Here is a 17,679-nt window from a genome sequence, read left to right as displayed (position 1 = left end):
AGGGGCGCAGTGACGACGTGCTGCGCTACGACGGCGTGGACGTCCATCCGATTGTGATCCGGTCGGTCCTGGTCCACTCCCCCGACATCGTCGACTACCAGGTGCAGCAAACACGCAGCGGCATAAACGTATTCGCGGTTGCCAACGACAGCCTCGACATCGACGACGTGGCCCTGCAGCTGCGGCGGGCATTGGCCACTGCCGGGTTGTGCGGCGCGCATGTCGCCGTCAACCGCGTGGATGCGCTGGAGCGCCAGCCCGCCAGCGGGAAGCTGCGCCGCTTCGTACCGGTGACCGCAGGCTAGATTTCGTCGTTCTGTGCGGCGTCGAGCAGTTCGCGGGCATGCGCGCGTCCGCTGTCGGATTCGCCGAGCCCGGCCATCATACGGGCCAGCTCGGCCACCCGGTCGTCGTCGACCACCCGTTGCACTCCGCTGGCACCCTTAGGCCCGGCATGCACCACCAAATGCACGTCGGCATACGCCGCGACCTGGGGTAGGTGGGTCACCACGATGACTTGATGGGTGCGGGCCAGCCGCGCCAGTCGCCGGCCGATCTGGACAGCGGCCCGGCCGCCGACGCCGGCGTCGACCTCGTCGAACACCATGGTGGTACCTGCTGCTGAAGCCGCCAGCACAACCTCCAGCGCCAGCATCACCCGTGACAACTCGCCACCGGACGCGCTTTTGGCCAGCGGCAGCACGGTCATGCCGCGGTGTGCGGCGAAGCCGAACTCGACGTCGTCGACGCCGTCCGCGCCGGCGCGGGCCACCTCACCGGACGTCAGCGTGAGCGCGGCCGGATCCACGGCATCGGCGCGATCGGTGGCGACACCAATGGTGAATTCGGCATCGCCCATCGCCAGCCCGGACAGCTCCGCGGTCACCTCTTTGGCCAGCCGTTTGGCCGCTTTACGCCGAATCTTGCTGAGATCGTCTGCGGCTTGGGCTAATTCGCGTGCGAGCTGGTCGACCCGATCCGCCAGTCCCGCTATCCCCTCTGAGGAGGTGTCGAGTTGCGCCAGCCGTTCGCGTGACTCGGCCGCCCACCGCAGCACCCCGTCGATGTCGGCGGCGTACTTGCGGGTCAGGGTGCGCAGTTCGGCTTGGCGACCCAGCTTGGACTCCAGCGCACTGGCATCGGCGGGCAGCGATTCCAGATAGTCGGTGAGTTCGCCGCCCGCATCGATAGCCACCGTCAGCGCCTCACCGATTTGTCCGGCCAGCGCCTGCAACGTCGCGTCATCGGTCGATTCCAATACGGCCCTGGCCTTTCCCAAAGCATCAGTGGCTCCGAATTCATCCTGGGTCAACGCTGCACGGGCGACGGCCGCGGCCTCGCGCAGCGTGTCCAGTTCGGAGAGCCGGACGATGTCGGCAACCAGCGCGGCGTCCTCCCCCGGCTGCGGGTCGACGGTGTCGATCTCGTTGAGCGCGAATTCCAGCCGATCCGCCTCTTGGGCGAGTTCCCTTGTCCGACTGCGGCGGTCGACGAGGTCGCGGCGCGCCGACAGCCAGGCGTCGCGCAGTTTGCGGTAGCGCTCCAGCGCCGGGCCGGCGCCCGCGAAGCGGTCCAGCGCCCCGCGTTGTTCCTCGGGCCGCATCAACCGCAGCTGGTCGTTCTGCCCGTGCAGGGTCAGCAGCTCGGTGGTGAAACCGCTCAGCGACTTGGCGGGCACGCTGCGACCGCCGAGATAGGCACGCGACGGCCCGTCACGACTCACCGAGCGCAGCGCGATCACACTGCCGTCCTCGTCGCGGTCAGCGCCCGAGGAGTCCAGAATCCCGTCCAGCTGCGCGGCCACGACCTCGTCGAGATCGATTGTGGTGAAACGACCTTCGACGACAGCGCGGTCGGCGCCGGACCGGACCCGGTTGGCGTCGGCGCGGGCGCCGCCGAGCAGGTGCAGCCCGGTCACCACCATGGTCTTGCCGGTGCCGGTCTCGCCGGTCAGCACGGTCAGGCCGCGGCCGAACTCGGCGGTCGCGACACTGATGGCGCCCAGCGACTCGATGCGGATTTCGGTCAGCATTACTTCCCGCGCCAGCCGGTCACCGGCAAGCGGAACTTGCGCACCAACCTGTCGGTGAACGGCGCGCTGTCCAGGCGGGCCCATTTGACCGGTGTGCCGCAACGGGTCACCTCGAGCCGTCCGCCGGCCGGTATCACCATCTCGCGCCGACCGTCGCAGAACACCAGGGCATCGTGCCCCGTCGACTCGATCTCGATCGCGATGGAGGCATCCGGACTGGTGACCATGGGCCGGCCGAACAATGCGTGAGCGTTGTTGGGTACCACCAGGATTGCTTCGAGGTCCGGCCACAGTACGGGTCCTCCCGCGGAGAACGCGTAGGCGGTGGACCCGGTGGGTGTTGAGACCAGCACCCCGTCGCAGCCGAAGGTCGACACTGGACGCCCGTCGACCTCGAGAACCACCCCCAGCACACCCAGCCGCGGACCCTTTTCCAGGCTGGCCTCGTTGAGTGCCCAACCCCGCTCGATGACCTCGCCCCCGTGACGCACCTGGATATCGAGCGTCAGGCGCTCCTCCACCCGGTAGTCGCGCGCGATGACGTGCTCGAGCACCCGATCGATCGCCTCCGCTTCGGCTTCGGCCAAGAAGCCGATCCGGCCCAGGTTGACTCCCAGGACGGGAATGTCCGCGTTGCGGGCCAATTCAGCCGCCCGCAGGAAGGTGCCGTCGCCGCCGAGCACGACGACCAGCTCGCAGCCCTCGGCGGCCTGCGGGTCGGCGTCGACCACCTCGATGTCGATGCCCAGCGCGCGCATGTCGCCGGTAGACAGGTGCAGCGATCCCCGGTCGACCGCCTCGGCGGACAGCACGCGCAGCGCAATTCCGTTGTCGCTCAGGACTTTCTCCACGCGTCGCGCGGTCTCGGTGGCTTCGTCGCGCCCGGTGTGGACGACCAGCAGGACCGTACGTTCAGCGGTCATTGTGGCCCCTCGCTCACCGCCCGCTGGATCGCGTCCACCAGCCGATCGTCAACCAGTACCGGATCGGTCTGGGCGCGCAGCCACAGGAAATATTCGACGTTGCCCGACGGCCCGGGCAGTGGGCTGGCGGTGACGCCGACGGTATGCCAACCCAACTCCCCGGCCCGACGCGCGACGGCGAGCACCGAACCGGCCCGCAAGGCCGGGTCATGCACCACCCCGCCGGGACCGACCTGGCCCTTCCCCACCTCAAACTGCGGCTTCACCATGGGAACGATATCCGCGGTCGGCGAAGCGCATCCAACCAGCGCGGGCAACACGGTGGCCAGCGAGATGAACGACAGGTCAGCCACCAACAGGTCGACCTGGCCACTGATCGTCTCCGGCGTCAGGTCGCGCGCGTTGGTGCGCTCGACGACGCTGACCCGCGGATCGCTGCGCAGCGACCAGGCCAGCTGGCCATATCCGACGTCGACGGCGACCACCTCGGCAGCCCCGCGTTCCAGCAGGACCTCGGTGAATCCCCCGGTCGACGCGCCGGCATCGAGGCAGCGCCGGCCGTCGACGGCAATCCCGAAGGCGTCCAGCGCGCCCATGAGTTTGTGCGCACCGCGCGACACCCAGCCGCGTTCGCCGTCGTCCGCGACGGTCAGGGCCGCGGTGACGGCGACAGCGGTGGCGGGCTTTACCGCCGGCAGCCCGTCGATGCTCACCTTGCCCGCACCGATCAACTCCGCGGCCTGCTGACGGGAGCGCGCGAGGCCCCGCCGAACCAGTTCGGCGTCGACGCGGGCACGCCGAGGCATCCGCGAACTCAGCCTTTCTCCGCCGACTCCAGGGCCCGCAGCAGCACGTCGTGCGCCTCGGAAAGACGGCGCGCGATGTCCTCGAGCTCGGCGAGAGACGGACCGTTCTCGGCGTCGGCGGGATTGGCGGGGTCGGGCAGTTGAGCTATCAGAGCCTCGATTTCGGCGCGGATCTGATCAGGATCGATATTCATTGCGCTCCTACGCTAGTCACCCGCTGAGGCTTAGACCAACCGTGTGCCGCGATTCCGCGCCGGCCAACGGGTTGCGGGTGGGACCATCCGCTGGTGAAGCGCGATGCGGATCGCCCGTCGGCCGGGGGCTGGATGGGCGCGATTTTCTGTGCGGTGATCATGGTTCTTGCATTCGTCTGGGGCGCGCATGAATTCATCCGGTATCGAACCGGGACACCGACAACCGCGACGGTCACACAATGCTCTGTGGGGAGAGGCGGTCACTGCGAGGGCACGTGGACCATCGGCGGGGTGCCACAGCACGGCAACGTCAAGCATGGGTATATCTTCGGTGCTCCACCCGTCGGGTCGACGATGGAGGTTCGGGTGAATGGCGGCACGGCGTATACCGGGGGGGCGGGGCTACCGCAGTTGGGGTTCGGACTCTTGCTCCTCGGCGTTTTCGTCGTCGCGCTCGTTTCGTGGCTTTCGCGATGGCGGAACCCGGACTGAGCTAGTCGGCGTGCACCAGGGACCAACGCCGCAACGCCTCGCGGGCCCGGTCGTCGCCGGCTCGGATGTGTAATGACCCGTCGGTGTTCCACACCGCGCCGGCGACGGCGCGAACCACCGCGAGATCGTCACCTTGGTCATCGCCGTTGGCGCGGACGGTAATTGCCGTGTCTGCGACGTCGACCTGCCAGCCCGGCTGCGGACCGACCTCCAGCAGCGTGGCCTCTTCGTGCAGACAGCGCAGGTCCTGGCCGATGTACGTGGGCCGCTGAACGGGCACGGCGTATACCGCGTCGCGCGCGTTGTTGACGCCGGTCAGCACCATCAGGCTGGGCAGTCCGGCGGCGTTGGCGCCTTCGATGTCGGTGTCCAGCCTGTCCCCGATCACCAGTGGTGCGCGGAAGTCGCCGCGGCCCACCGCGTCTTTCATCAGTTGCGGCCCCGGCTTGCCGGCCACCTGGGGCTCCGCGCCGGTGGCGGTTCGCAGCGCGGCCACCAGGGACCCGTTGCCAGGTAGCAGGCCCCGCTCGGTGGGCAGGGTCTTGTCGACGTTGGCCGCCACCCACACGGCGCCGGCCCGGATCGCCAGCGCCGCCTCGGCCAGCTCCGGCCAGCCGATGGTCATGGACAGCCCCTGCACGACGGCGTCGGGTCCGTCGTCGAAGCGGCGCACCGGGCTCAGGCCGGCCGCGGTGATCTCGTCGGCCAGCGCCTCGGTGCCCACGATCAGCACGCGCGAACCCGGCGTCAGCTGACCGGCCAGCAGATGGGCCGCGCTCTGGGCACTGGTGACGACATCCTCGCCGGAGGCGCTGAACCCGAGTTCGCACAGGTGCGCCGCGACCTCCTCGGCACTGCGCGACGCGTTGTTGGTGACGAACAGCTTGCGGCTACCCACGTCGGCCAACGACTGCACGGCGCCGTCGGTTGGCTCACGGCCCCGAAAGACGGTGCCGTCCAGGTCGATCAGCAGGCAGTCATATTGCTGCGCAAGCGTTTTCACCCGAGCTCGCTGACGCGCTCTTCGGCGTCGGTGACGCCCTCGACGTCAGCGCCGGCGGCGCGCAGGAACCATTGCAGCGCCTCGTCGTCGCGGCCGAGCGCGAGCAGCGTGTCGGCGTAGGCGTAGAACAACCGCGCGGCTGTCGTACCGCTGCGGCCCGGGTCCAGTTGCGGCGTGGACAACACGGTCAGCGCCTGCTCGAGTTGCCCCAGATCCGCGCGGGCGCCCGCGGCGACGATGCGCAACTCGTCGGCGTCGTCACCGCTGAGCTGGGCCGCCTCAAGCCCGCGGGCCAGCTCGATCGCACGCTCCGGACGGCCAAGTCCGCGTTCGCAATCGGCGATCAGCGCGAGTAACGCCGACTTGCTGCCGATTCGGCGCGCGGCGCGCAATTCGGCCAGCGCCTGCGCCCAGTCGCCGCAGTGGTAGGCGGCGATTCCGACGGCTTCCCGGACCACCGCGAGCCTGCTGGCCCGGGCCCGTGCCGCACGCGCGTGACTCAGCGCGGCCTCCGGATCCTCGTCGAGCAGGTCGCCGGCCGCGACCAGATGGCAGGCCACCGTCTCGGCGGTGGGCCGGCCCAGGGTGCTCAGCTCGCGCCAGATCTCCGGTGCCAGTTGCCTGGCGTCCACGCCCGGCGGGATCGGGGGCGCGTCCTGGGATACGCGGTCGCCCTCACCGGAAGCGCCCTGAGGCTGGACCGGACGCGCTCGCCCCGGGCCCGACCAGGGACCTTTGCGGTCGGTGCGTGGTCCCCGCCGCGGCGCGCCGCTGCGACCCTGTCTGTCCCCATCGTCAAGGCCCACTTCGTAGAGGTTACTGGGCGCCTGGCAGCCGTTCTATCCCGGCGATGTTGCGCTTGCCGCGGCGCAGCACCAGCCAGCGACCGTGGAGAAAGTCCGAAGCCTGCGGGGTCCATTCGTCGGTGTCGACGCGAACGTTGTTCACCGAGACGCCGCCTTCGCCGACCGTGCGCCGCGCCGCCTTCCTGCTCTCGGACAGGCCGCTGGACACCAGCAGGTCGACGATCCCGTCGGGACCGCCCGGCTTGAGTTCGGCGACCGTCGTTTCACGTAGCGCCGCGGCCAGCGTCGGTTCGTCGAGGCGGGCCAGCTCACCCTGCCCGAACAGCGCGCGGCTGGCGTGCTCGGCGGCTTCGGCGGCGGCCTCGCCGTGCACCAGCACGGTGAGTTCGGTGGCGAGCCGGCGTTGGGCCGCACGCTGCTGCGGGCGCTCGGCCGTTGCGTGCTCCAGTTCGGCCACCTCCTCGGCAGACAGGAATGTGAACCACCGCAGGTAGCGGATCACGTCGGCGTCGGCGGTGTTGACGAAGTTCTGGTACCAGGCGTACGGGCTGGTCATCTGCGGGTCCAGCCACAAGCCGCCACCGCCGGTGGACTTGCCCAACTTGGTGCCGTCGGCGGCGGTCACCAGCGGAACCGTGAGCGCGTGCACCGCGGCACCGAACTTCTGGCGGACCAGGCGTACCCCGGCGATGATGTTGCCCCACTGGTCCGAACCGCCCATCTGCACCGTGCAGCCGTGGCGCCGATGCAATTCGACGTAGTCGTTGGCCTGCAACAGCATGTAGCTGAACTCGGTGTAGGAGATGCCCTCGCCGTCCAGGCGCCGCCGGATGGTGTCGCGATCCAGCATCACGTTGACCGAGAAGTGCTTACCGACGTCGCGCAGAAACTCGATGGTCGACATGGCGCGCGTCCAGTCGAAATTGTTCACGACGATCGCTCCGGTCGGCGAGTCGTCGAAGTCGAAGAAGCGTTCCATTTGTCCGCGGATCCGCTCGGTCCATTCGGCGACGGTGTCCGCCTCGTTGAGGCTGCGCTCGCCGACGTCACGCGGGTCACCGATCATGCCGGTGGCACCCCCCGCGAGCACTATCGGACGGTGACCGGCGCGTTGAAACCGGCGCAACGCGAGCAGCGCCAGCAGATTCCCGACATGCAGGCTGGGCGCACTGGGGTCGAAACCGCTGTATACCGTCATCGGCCCGCGCGCCGCTTCGGCGGCGAGTGCCTCGAGATCGGTGGACTGCGCGATCAGTCCGCGCCAGCTCAGCTCGTCGAGGATTCGTGAAGATTCTGTGGACATCGCGGACGACTCTAGTCGCTGGCCGCCGTAGACTACTCGCTGCTATGTAAGGCGAGCTAACTACTTGGCGACATGGAGCGCTATGGACAACCGATACTTCCCGGTGGTCGTTGCCGCGGTCATGCTCGCGCTCGGGCTGACGCTGACGGTCGCGGACTTCAAGCGGGCCGCCACGCTGCGGAAACCGCTGCTGGTTGCGCTGCTCTGTCAGTCGTTACTGTTGCCAACCCTGTGCCTGCTGATCGCGGAAGCCTTCCATCTCGAGCCGCATCTGGCGGTCGGGCTCATGCTGATGGCCGCCACTCCCGGCGGAACGATGGCGAACATCATCAGTCATCTGGTCAAGGGAGATCTGGCCCTTAATCTCACGCTGACCGCAATCAACGCCGTGCTGTCGATTGTTGCCCTGCCGGCGATATTGGCGGTATCGATGACCTGGTTTCTGGGAGGTGGGCGGTTCATCGCGCTGCAGCTGGACAAGTTCGTCGCGGTATTCGGGCTCGTGCTGATACCCACCGCGATCGGCATCGCGATCCGCCACCGTTTCCCCGAGCAGGCCCAGCGGCTGCAGAAGCCGGTCAGAATCGGCGTGGGCGTGCTACTGGTAGTCACCATCCTGGCGGCCCTCGCCGGAGGACGAACGGCGCTATGGCACAACTTCGGCGTGCTGAGCGGAGCCGTGGTGGCATTCTGCGCCGTGAGCCTGACGGTCGGCTATCTGGCGCCGCGCTGGATGCGGCTGGCGCCACGCCAGGCCATCGCCGTCAGCCTGGAGATCGGACTGCACAACGCAGTGGTGGCGATGGGCATAGCCCTGAGTCCGCAACTGCTGAACAGCGCCGAAATGGCCACGCCGGCCGCGGTTTACGGCGGTATCGCACCGTTTATGGCCTTGACGTTCGTCTCCTTGGTGCGTCGCCTGGACCCGGCTTATCGCGCCGCGCTAGTCGCTGGCCCCCGGGGCGGGCGCCCGCGGACTGCGCCGGTAGGCGGAGACCTCGGGTCGGGCGGCGAGCCATAACCGCCACGGCCGGTCGGCGGCCTGGCTGACGCCGACGCGGGGGCCCGACACCACACCGTGCGCCTCGTTGAGCTTGAGGCTGACCGGACCGGCCGGGTCGAACATGTCAATCCCGTTGTCGGCCATGCTGATTCCCAGCGCTGAGCACAGGTTGCCGGGACCGCGGGCCAGCGCGACGGGACGCACCGCTTGCCCGCGCCGGGACTGAGCAAGCTCAGCGCCGTCCTCGATGGCGGCTGCCCGCAGCAACACCGCGGCGGCGGTGCCGTCGGGTCCGCACACGACGTTGGCGCAGACATGGATCCCGTGACTGCGGTACGTGTAGAGCCGGCCGGGAGGCCCGAACATGATGGCGTTGCGGCCGCCGAGACCGCGGTACGAGTGGGCGGCGGCATCCGGCCAGGGACCGTCGGGAACCCCGCCGTACGCCTCGACCTCGACGACGACGGCGCGCACGCCGCGTCCGGTGAGGGTGGCGCCGAGCAAGCGATGGGCGGCCGCGACGGGGTCGACCAGCAGTTCGTCGGCGCTCACCGCAGCTATCTAACACTTCCGGAACGGGCGTCAGCCCGCCGGCAGCTTGAGCACGAAGCCCTGAGCGTCATCCGATCCCATCGGCCATATGCCGAAGAACGAGCCACCGCCCGGCGCCCGGGAGCCCAGGTGATCGGTGACGTACACGTTGGTGCCGCTGGGGTCCACCGCCAAGCCCAGCGGGTCGACGAAGCGGTGCCCCCCGGGCAGCTCGGTCCAGTGGTCCGAGCCAGGCGCCAACTTCATCACGCCGGTGTGGCTTGACGTGATGACATACACGTTGCCGGCGTTGTCCACCGCCACGTCCTGCTCACTTGTGGTGAACGTCTCGTTGGACTTGTCGGGGGCCGGCGGCAACTTGGTCCAGCTGTTCGACCCGGGACCCGTCCTCATCAGGTAACGAATGGAGCTGCGTCGTCCGAGGCTCTGGGAAACGCTGATGTAGACGTTGCCGGCGGTGTCCACCGCCATGTCACCGCTGGGACTGATCCCGTTGCCGGGCTTCGGCAGCTCGGTTGGGGTGCTCGACCCGGCGGCCAATTTCAGCACCCGGCCGTTGGAATAGTCGACCACATACACGGTGCCGGCGGCGTCCACCGCCACGCCGTGGGGAGCGTCCAGTCCCTGGAACGGCAGCACGGTCTGGGTGCTGGATCCCGCCGCCAATTTCACCACCCGATTGTGGCCGGAGTCGCTGACGTAGACGTTGCCGGCGGCATCCACCGCCAGACCGGCGGTGGAACCGTCGATGACGCCGCCGTCGGACAGATCGAGGCCGGTGAACGGCAGCACGGTTTGGGTGTTCGACCCGGGCGCCAGCTTGAGTATCTGATTGGTTCGGGTCTCGGCGACATACACGTTGCCGGCGGCATCCACCGCCACACCGTGCGGAAGGCGCAGGCCGGTGAATGGCATCGCGAAGGGACGTTCCCGGTCAGCCATCAGCTGATCGGCTTTGTTCTGACGGTTGCCCGAGACACTGCTGGCCATGAACATCATCGCGGGGGCCACGACGAACATGACCACGGCAATGATGACGGCAAAGATCCAGAGCTTGCGTTTGGGCCGAGCCAGTGGTGCCGCGCCCGCGGTGGTGTTGCCGGCCTTGTCTTCCAGCTGTTGGGCCAAGCCAAATTTCTCGACGAGCGTCAGCCAATCCGCGGCCGAGACCACATACGCCGGTTCCTGTTCGGGAGGCACCTCGCCGCGCCACGCAAACCGATAGGCGAGCTTGGTCCTGCCGCTCCAGCTGGCCTGTGGGGGGCCGGCAAAATCGGGGCACCCGATGGTCAGTGGCTGCGAGTTGGCAACGCGCACAACCAGAACGGCCGTCGTCAGGGCACCCGTGTAAGGAGCCGAACGGGTGCTGTTTGCCGGTGTCGCGGTCACCCGCGCAGGGGATGCCGAGGCGATGCGCGCGTTGCTTTTCAGGTCGATCACCGAGATCGTTTCTTCCCCAACGTCAATGGCGATGCTGGCCTGCGGCGGGTTGGCGTTCATTTTCAGTGCCGTCGCGGTGTTCTTGAACATCCCGAAAAATGACGACGAGTACATTCTCGCGGGGTTCGGGACCAGTAGGCAGCGAGTCGGTTGCCCCGGTATGGGCTCGTGTGCATCGCGTCCGCGCGGGCGGCCGACGATCGTGAGAAGCTCATCGAACTCCGGGGCCGACATCGTCGCGTCCACGGTGTCCACCGGCGCTGCGTCCAGCGGTGTGTCGGTGGCAACGCGATGATCTCGTCCGCCGAGGACGAAGCGGTGCGGGCCACTTCGCAGGTGAAGCGCCGTGCCTTTCGTGGTGCCGCCATACCCCGCGAGCGTCCAGTTGCCCAGCTGCGTGTCACCGAATGAAAAGACATCACCCGGCTTCGTGCTGACGGTCAGGCCGCCGCTCCCGACGTCGACGAGGACCTGCTTGTCGCGATTCAGCCTCCGCTGGAACATGGCGTAAGCCGGCATGGCAAGCAGCAGGAACGCGAAGAACACCACTGCGCAGGCGATCCCCATCACGTCTTCCGCGCCCAGCAGGGCAAGGACCAAAAAGAGCGCCATATAGATCGCGCCAAGCGACGCCATGCCCCCGAACATGATCAGGTAGGTGTACTTCATCATCTGCCTGGTGCTGGGCGGAGCGGCCGACACCACGAAACGGCGCGACGCAGCCGCGTCGTGCGGGTCGCCCTGATCCGTCAGCACAGTGTCCATCGCGGCTCCTTGCTCAAGCTGCCGGGCCGTACGTTAGAGCGGACCACTTGCGACATTCTTGCGGCCATTGCGCGCCCCACCCTTGACAGCCGCTCATCCGGGGCGGATTATTCATCCTATGATGACTTCATCACACGATGAATTAATTGGCCGAGGCACCGGCCCTGCCGTCAACATCCAGCACCTAAGGGTGATTCGCGGCAAACGCCCAGCGCTACACGACTTCTCGGTCGATATCGCGCGGGGCACCATCACCGGCATGCTCGGCCCGTCGGGCTGCGGCAAGAGCACCCTGATCCGCAGCATCGTCGGCACCCAGATCGTCGCGTCGGGCAGCGTGACGGTGCTCGGCCACCCGGCCGGGTCTGCGGCATTGCGCCGTCACGTCGGATACGTGCCGCAGGACCCGACCATCTACCCGGACCTGCGGATCATCGACAACGTGCGCTACTTCGCGTCCCTGTACGGCTACGGCTCCGACGCCGCCGACGAGGCCGTCGAGCGAGTCGGCCTGACAGATCACCGAACTGCGTTCTGCAGCAACATATCCGGTGGTCAGCGCACCCGCGTGTCGCTGGCCTGTGCGCTGGTCTGCAAGCCCGATCTGCTGGTGCTGGACGAGCCCACGGTGGGCCTGGATCCGATACTGCGCGTGGACCTTTGGAGACAGTTCACCCAACTTGCCGAGGCCGGCACCACGTTGCTGGTGTCCAGCCACGTGATGGACGAGGCCGACCACTGCGGCGACCTGCTGCTGATGCGCGAAGGCCACCTGGTCGCGCACACCACCCCGACCCAACTACGAGAGGACACAGGATGCACGTCACTGGAGGAAGCGTTTCTGTCGATCATCCGACGCAGCACCGAGCGCCGGGCCGGATAGGGCTGCGGGGATACACGGCGACGACGACACGGATCCTGCGTCAGTTGGCCGCCGATCACCGCAGCATCGCGATGATCCTGGTGGTGCCCGTGGTGGTCATCACGCTGATGTACTTCATGTTCCAAAACGTCCCGCACCGCCCGGGCACACCGACGCCGTTCAACAACGCCTGCCTGATCATCCTGGGCCTGTTCCCGCTGTTCGTGATGTTCATCATCACGTCGATAACGATGCAGCGTGAACGCGCTTCCGGAACGTTGGAACGCATCTTGACCACGCCGTTGCGCCGGCCCGACCTGCTGGCGGCCTACGGGACCGCCTTCTCGGTGGCCGCGGCCGCGCAGGCCATCGTGGCTTGCCTCGTCTCGTTTTGGCTGCTGGGGTTCAGCACCGCCGGGAGTCCGGTGTGGGTGTTCGTGATCGCGGTCGTCAACGCGATTCTGGGTGTCGGGCTGGGCTTGCTGTTCAGCGCCTTCGCCCGCACCGAGTTTCAGGCCGTACAGTTCATCCCCTTGGTGATGGTGCCGCAGCTGCTGCTGGCCGGGGTGATCGTGCCCCGGCACGCAATGCCACACTGGCTGGAATGGATCAGCAACGTCATGCCGGCCAGCTACGCGCTGGAAGCCCTGCAACAGGTGGGCGCGCACCCAGAGCTGACCGACGTCGCGGTGCGCGACATCCTCGTTGTGCTCGCCTTCGCCCTGGCGGCGCTGTTCCTGGCCGCAGCGACACTGCGCCGACGGACCCCGTAACGCGTTGAGCACCAACACAAATCGCAGACGGCCCGGACGTCCGGCCGGCAGTTCCGATACCCGCGACCGCATTCTGGCCAGTGCGCGAGAACTGTTTGCGAGCAACGGCATTGACCGAACCTCGATCCGGGCCGTGGCGGCCGGTGCGGGCGTTGATGCCGCGCTGGTACACCACTACTTCGGCACCAAGCAGCAGCTGTTCGCGGCCGCGATCCACCTTCCGATCGATCCGATGGAGGTTCTGGGGGCGGTGCGGGAAACCCCCATCGAGGAGGTCGGGCTGAAGCTGCCCTCCCTATTGCTGTCGCTGTGGGATTCCGAACTGGGCACCGGGTTCATCGCGACATTGCGGGCGCTGATCGCGGGCGAAGATGTGGCGCTGGCGCGATTCTTCCTGCAGGAGGTGATCGGCGTGGAAGTGGGTGGGCGCGTCGACAATCCACCGGGAACGGGCATGATCCGGATCCAGTTCGTGGCGTCCCAGCTGATGGGCGTGGTGATGGCGCGCTACATCGTGAAGCTCGAGCCGTTCGCGTCGCTGCCGGCCGAGCAGATCGCGCAAACCATCGCGCCGAACCTGCAGCGCTACCTCACCGGGGATCTGCCGGACGGCCTCGCGCCATGAGCCGGGCGTGCTCGTCGTCGTCGACGTCTCGGGCTTCGTCGATCAACAGCACCGGGATGCCGTCCTCGACGCGGTAGGCGCGCCGCAGCCGCGGGTTGTACAGCAGCTCTGTCCCGGTGTCGTCGATGAGCACCAGGGGGCCCCGGTCGGCGGGGCACACCAGGATGTTCAGCAGTGAATCGTCAAGCATCGCTGCGTCGTTGCTCACCGATCAGCTCCGAGCGTGCCGCCGGAGTGAGCCGCCGGAATTCCCTGCCGCCGGCGTCGAAGTACCAGGCCTGGCGTCCCGGTTTGGGAATTCCGGCCGCGCGCAGGGCACTGACGGTTGGCCGGTAGGTCGTCGGGCTGAGCGGCAGCTCGGACACCACCTGCACAATGTCGGGCCCCTGCCCCACGGGCATGCCCAGAATCGCCTCGGTCAGGCCCGCCGCGGTGATCGTCGCTCCGGGCAGCAGCGACATCGCCGAGATCGCGACCTGCCGGGTGCCCACCGCCACGCTGTAGGTCGCCGCGAGGTCGACGCCGTTGATGAGGCCCAACGCGTCGTTGACCAGCTCGGCATAGACCATCCCCCGCTTGGTGTGGACCACGGAGCCGCGCCTGCCGGCCAGCCAGTAGTCCCCGTCCTCGTCGCGGCGGAACAGGTACTCGGTCGATATCCAGGTGTCGGCGGGAGCGAAGACTCCGCGTTTGACCGACGCCGTCGGATCGATCGGACCATTGGATTGAGCGAGCAGGACACCGATCTGGTTGACGTCGGCGACCTGGACGAAGCCGCGGTCGTCCTCGAGGATCAGGTCGTGTTCGGCGTCGTAGGCACCGAGTTCGACGTGGCCGGCACCGGGCAACGGGCGACCCTTGCTGCCGACCTTGACGCCGGACACGTTGGCCAGCACGGCCTGGCCGTCGGTGGTGGCGAAGAATTCGACGACGTGAGCGGGTGCGAACTTCTCGACGACGCGTTCCCACAATCCGGTCGGCATACCCGAACCGACGAACAGCCGCACCGGGTGATTGCCCTGCAGCACGAACGCCGGATCGTCGACGACCTCACGGAGCATGGCCCAGGTGTACGACACGACCGTGACACCGTATTGCCGGATCTCCTGGACGAACCGCTCCGGTTGCAGGCCGCGCGACAGCGCGATCCGGGTCCCGCCGACGACCGCGCCACCCAGGTTGACCAAAAGCGCGGATTCGTGGTGCAGCGGCGTCAGGCAGTACACGGTGTCTTTGCGGTCGAGGCCGGCCGCTGACGCGGTTCCGAAGGCCGACACCGCCCACCGGTAGTTGGTGATCTGCTTGGCGACCAGCTCGCCGCTGGCGGTGCTGAATGCGAGGGCCGCCAGGTCCCGCGCCAGGCCCGGGTTGGGCCGATACCACGCGGGAAGTTCGACGGCGTCGGGGTCGATCTGTTCCATGTCGATGACGTCGGCGTCTTCGGGTAGGTCCAGATGACGCGACTCACCACCGCCGAGCACCAACACCTGACCGGGCAACGTGCGCGCGGCTGCGAGATTGGTGGGGTCGGTCAGGATCTCGGTGACCCCGCCGAGGCGGACCATTTCAGTCAGGTCGGCGTCCGGCCGCATCACCACGGCAACCGCGCCGAGTCGGGACAGAGCGGCGATCGCGACCAGTGCACTGGGCCGGGTCTCCATCAGCAGGCCGACCCGGTCGCCTTGCCGCACCCCGACCTCGATCAAGCCGCGGACGACGTTGTTGATGCGCCGGTTCACGGCCTCGTAGGTGTGCACGCGCCCGTCGAACAACAGGAATTCGCCCTGTGGGGCGTCTTGCGCCTGCTCGTCGATGATGCGACCCAGCGAGATCCGGGTGTGGTCGTTGAGTTGTCCGAGCCGTGCCAGCCGCGGCAGCGTCCGAACCGTCTCGATGGCAAGGGTTCGCATCGATCGGTTGGCCGCCACCACCGCGTCGGCTGCGCCGCGGGCCAGCGCCAGCGCCGCCTCGGACACCTCCCCCAAGCCGTGCGCGAGCCGCGAGCTGAGCGCGACACCGCTGTCGGTGTGCTCTTCGGGTTGGTCGGCCATCAGGTCGATGCTGTCCGGCTTGTCACCGCCGGTCGAGACCCAATGCACCCACTCGGCGACCGTCGGCCAGCTCTCCCGGGCCGCCCGGGATCCCACAACCAGGCCGAAATGTCCTGTGCGGATCAGGTATTCGTATACCTCGGCATTGGGCGCGGCCCGCCGGATGCCACGCACCGCTGCGGGCTGGCCGATGTCGTCGACCTCGCCGACGAAAGCCAGTATCGGACAGGTGATGTCGGTGAGCGTGACCATCTGGCCGTTGATTGCGAAACCGCCGCTCATCATTCGGTTGTGGGCGATGAACTGCTTGAGCAGCTCGGAAATCGCCGGGCCGGACCAGGCGATCCAGCCCTCGGACTCCAGGAATCTGCGCTGTTGTTCGCGCGGCAGCAGGGCCTCCCGGTCGTGCAGCTGACGCACGAAGTCGACCCGAGCCTTGGCCGTCTTGAGCGGATCCATCATCTGAAAACCGGTGCGCGCCAACCAGCTTGGGATATTCAATCGGTTGAACACGTGGTCGGCCATGAAATCGGCGATGGCTGGGGCCATGTTCGGCGGCAGGCCCATCGGCAGCGCGGCCAGGGTGTCCACCGGGGAGCCGAACGCCACGATGCTGGCGATGTTCTTCGAGCGCCGATACGCCGCGACCTGGTAGCACCACATCCCGCCCTGTGAGTAGCCGACCAGGTGCACGTCCTGGCCGGCGGCGTCCTTCACCGTGTCGATGGCCTGGTCGAGCGCCACGATGTGGTCGGCCAAGGTGCGCTGCATCCCGCCCTCGATCTTGTCGGGTGAGCCGAAGTCGATGACCCACGGGTCCAGCCCGTTGGCGTGCAGGATGCCGACCGCGCCGTCCTGGCGCGTGACGTCCCACATGTCCGCCGACATCATCATCGGGTGCACCATCAGCACCGGCGGCCCGACCTTTTGTTGCCCCGGCCGGCTGTCCGGTGGGAAATATCGCCTGAGCTTGTACATCGGTACGCTCTCGACGATCTGCACCGGTGACGGGACGCTGCCCGTTTCCAGGCCGCCTAATCGCAGGACTTCCAGGCCATTTTGCGCCGTCGCGATCAGACGCTCGACCGGTTGTGTGACGATCGACAAATTGAGTTCCACCGCTGCTCCCTGAGTCTTGACAGCCTGGTCATCATGGCACATCTGCCTTCGGATGCGGTTTGAGTCGCTCGACCCGTTGATCGGCCTACACTTCCGCCATGTTCTCGGAGACGCGCTATGCGCTCAACGGGGACCTGCACGTCGCCAATCGCACATCGCCTGAAGGACCTCGCGACATCGTGTTCGTCCCGAACTGGTTCACCTGCTGCGAGGTTCTTCCGGAGCTACCGTCCATTCAGGGTTGGGTCGAGACGATGACATCGCTCGGGCGGCTCATCTACTTCGACCAGCCGGGCACGGGAGCATCCGATCCTGTCACGCCGGGCACGCTCCCGACCTTGGAGCAATGGGCCGACAGCATCACCGCGGTGCTGGACGATCTCGGGAGTCGCGAAGCGGTACTCGTCGCATCGAACAGCGCGTTCGCGCCCGCTGCGCTGTTCGCGGCGACACATCCGTCTCGCACCAGCGCGCTGGTCGTGCTCGACGGTTACGCAGATGCGGGCGGCACCGCACTCGTTCAAGGCAAAACCCTAGCTGCGAGGGTCCGCATGTGGGGGACGAGCGAATATATACATGCGATGAATCCGGACATGCCGTGGAACGAGGAGATCCGGACAACATGGGCGCGGATGGAACGCCTGTCTGCAAGCCCCGGAACCGCTGCCTCCACCATGCCTCTCATCGCCGAAATGGACGTGCGGGCCCTGATTCCCGCGATCCGCGTGCCCACCCTCGTCCTCCACCACACCGACGACGCCGTGATCCCGCCCGAGTCGGGCAAGGACATCGCCGATCGCATATCGGGTGCGAAATACGTTGAGCTGCCGGGGCGCAATTTGTTCCACTTCGTTGAGCCGTGGCGGTCGTCGTTCCAAGAGATCGCGCAGTTCCTTACGGGCGAGCAGGCTGAGGTGGCCGATGATCGGG

At 67.5% G+C, this 17,679-nt stretch carries 17 protein-coding genes and 1 pseudogene; 7 read left to right on the top strand and 11 right to left on the bottom strand.

Features of this window, described 5'->3' with window-relative positions; genetic code table 11:
* Positions 1-305 (top strand): annotated as a pseudogene (locus VML93_RS24865) (phenylacetate--CoA ligase family protein); the annotation flags it as partial.
* On the opposite strand, the gene recN reads toward VML93_RS24865, so the two are convergent.
* From recN to VML93_RS24845, 4 genes are read right to left on the bottom strand one after another with little or no spacing between them, the layout of a single operon-like run.
* The gene (recN, locus tag VML93_RS24860; protein WP_325614933.1) at positions 302-2,032 is read right to left on the bottom strand and encodes a DNA repair protein RecN; all 1,731 of its coding nucleotides are present in this window, start codon (positions 2,030-2,032) and stop codon (positions 302-304) included. The pseudogene VML93_RS24865 and the gene recN overlap by 4 nt on opposite strands.
* On the bottom strand, positions 2,032-2,955 hold the full coding sequence (locus VML93_RS24855; RefSeq protein ID WP_325614932.1) for an NAD kinase: 924 nt from the start codon (positions 2,953-2,955) through the stop codon (positions 2,032-2,034). Before VML93_RS24855 ends, recN begins: the two co-directional genes overlap by 1 nt.
* Entirely contained in the window at positions 2,952-3,761 is an 810-nt protein-coding gene (locus VML93_RS24850; RefSeq protein ID WP_325614931.1) for a TlyA family RNA methyltransferase, read from the bottom strand. The genes VML93_RS24855 and VML93_RS24850 overlap by 4 nt, the downstream gene beginning before the upstream one ends.
* 8 nt (positions 3,762-3,769) lie before the next feature.
* Entirely contained in the window at positions 3,770-3,955 is a 186-nt protein-coding gene (locus VML93_RS24845) for a hypothetical protein (protein ID WP_325614930.1), read from the bottom strand.
* 93 nt (positions 3,956-4,048) lie between these two features.
* On the opposite strand from VML93_RS24845, the gene VML93_RS24840 reads away from it, so the two are divergent.
* Positions 4,049-4,447: a hypothetical protein gene (locus tag VML93_RS24840; protein ID WP_325614929.1), complete on the top strand. Its 399-nt coding sequence runs from the start codon at positions 4,049-4,051 to the stop codon at positions 4,445-4,447.
* A 1-nt stretch (position 4,448) separates the two neighbouring features.
* On the opposite strand, the gene VML93_RS24835 is transcribed toward VML93_RS24840, so the two are convergent.
* From VML93_RS24835 to tyrS, 3 genes are read right to left on the bottom strand one after another with little or no spacing between them, the layout of a single operon-like run.
* Complete coding sequence (locus tag VML93_RS24835; RefSeq protein ID WP_325614928.1) at positions 4,449-5,450, bottom strand: HAD-IIA family hydrolase; 1,002 nt, start codon at positions 5,448-5,450, stop codon at positions 4,449-4,451.
* On the bottom strand, positions 5,447-6,256 hold the full coding sequence (locus tag VML93_RS24830; RefSeq protein ID WP_325614927.1) for a tetratricopeptide repeat protein: 810 nt from the start codon (positions 6,254-6,256) through the stop codon (positions 5,447-5,449). The genes VML93_RS24835 and VML93_RS24830 overlap by 4 nt, the downstream gene beginning before the upstream one ends.
* Positions 6,257-6,266: 10 nt before the next feature.
* On the bottom strand, positions 6,267-7,559 hold the full coding sequence (gene tyrS / locus VML93_RS24825; protein ID WP_325614926.1) for a tyrosine--tRNA ligase: 1,293 nt from the start codon (positions 7,557-7,559) through the stop codon (positions 6,267-6,269).
* An 82-nt stretch (positions 7,560-7,641) separates the two neighbouring features.
* Here tyrS and VML93_RS24820 point away from each other — a divergent pair, with 82 nt between their 5' ends.
* Positions 7,642-8,580, top strand: a complete 939-nt coding sequence (locus tag VML93_RS24820; RefSeq protein WP_325614925.1) for a bile acid:sodium symporter family protein — start codon at positions 7,642-7,644, stop codon at positions 8,578-8,580.
* Here VML93_RS24820 and VML93_RS24815 read toward each other — a convergent pair.
* Both VML93_RS24815 and VML93_RS24810 read right to left on the bottom strand, forming a co-directional pair.
* Positions 8,503-9,114, bottom strand: a complete 612-nt coding sequence (locus VML93_RS24815; protein ID WP_325614924.1) for a DNA-3-methyladenine glycosylase — start codon at positions 9,112-9,114, stop codon at positions 8,503-8,505. The two genes, VML93_RS24820 and VML93_RS24815, sit on opposite strands and share 78 nt — an antisense overlap.
* A gap of 30 nt (positions 9,115-9,144) precedes the next feature.
* Positions 9,145-11,319 (bottom strand): hypothetical protein, encoded by a 2,175-nt coding sequence (locus tag VML93_RS24810; RefSeq protein ID WP_325614923.1) that lies wholly within the window; start codon positions 11,317-11,319, stop codon positions 9,145-9,147.
* Between the two features lie 118 nt (positions 11,320-11,437).
* Between VML93_RS24810 and VML93_RS24805 the strand changes: the two genes are divergently transcribed.
* Genes VML93_RS24805 through VML93_RS24795 form a run of 3 tightly spaced genes read left to right on the top strand, consistent with a single transcriptional unit; the run spans position 11,438 to position 13,579 of the window.
* A complete protein-coding gene (locus VML93_RS24805; RefSeq protein WP_325614922.1) occupies positions 11,438-12,202 on the top strand; it encodes an ABC transporter ATP-binding protein in 765 nt (254 codons plus the stop codon).
* Between the two features lie 2 nt (positions 12,203-12,204).
* A complete protein-coding gene (locus tag VML93_RS24800; RefSeq protein ID WP_325614935.1) occupies positions 12,205-12,954 on the top strand; it encodes an ABC transporter permease in 750 nt (249 codons plus the stop codon).
* 4 nt (positions 12,955-12,958) lie between these two features.
* Positions 12,959-13,579, top strand: coding sequence for a TetR/AcrR family transcriptional regulator (locus VML93_RS24795; protein WP_325614921.1), 621 nt, complete (start codon positions 12,959-12,961; stop codon positions 13,577-13,579).
* Here the strand turns inward: VML93_RS24795 and VML93_RS24790 are convergent.
* Positions 13,545-13,769 (bottom strand): Trm112 family protein, encoded by a 225-nt coding sequence (locus VML93_RS24790; protein WP_325614934.1) that lies wholly within the window; start codon positions 13,767-13,769, stop codon positions 13,545-13,547. The two genes, VML93_RS24795 and VML93_RS24790, sit on opposite strands and share 35 nt — an antisense overlap.
* Entirely contained in the window at positions 13,762-16,791 is a 3,030-nt protein-coding gene (locus VML93_RS24785; protein WP_325614920.1) for an acyl-CoA synthetase, read from the bottom strand. The genes VML93_RS24790 and VML93_RS24785 overlap by 8 nt, the downstream gene beginning before the upstream one ends.
* Positions 16,792-16,847: 56 nt before the next feature.
* On the opposite strand from VML93_RS24785, the gene VML93_RS24780 reads away from it, so the two are divergent.
* The coding region (locus VML93_RS24780) for an alpha/beta hydrolase (RefSeq protein WP_325614919.1) at positions 16,848-17,679 on the top strand (832 nt) is incomplete at its 3' end.

The sequence above is a fragment of the Mycobacterium sp. genome (assembly GCF_035499775.1).
Classification (GTDB): domain Bacteria; phylum Actinomycetota; class Actinomycetes; order Mycobacteriales; family Mycobacteriaceae; genus Mycobacterium.
Note: the sequence above shows the minus strand (reverse complement) of the source record. Positions and strands in the feature narration are given on the sequence as shown.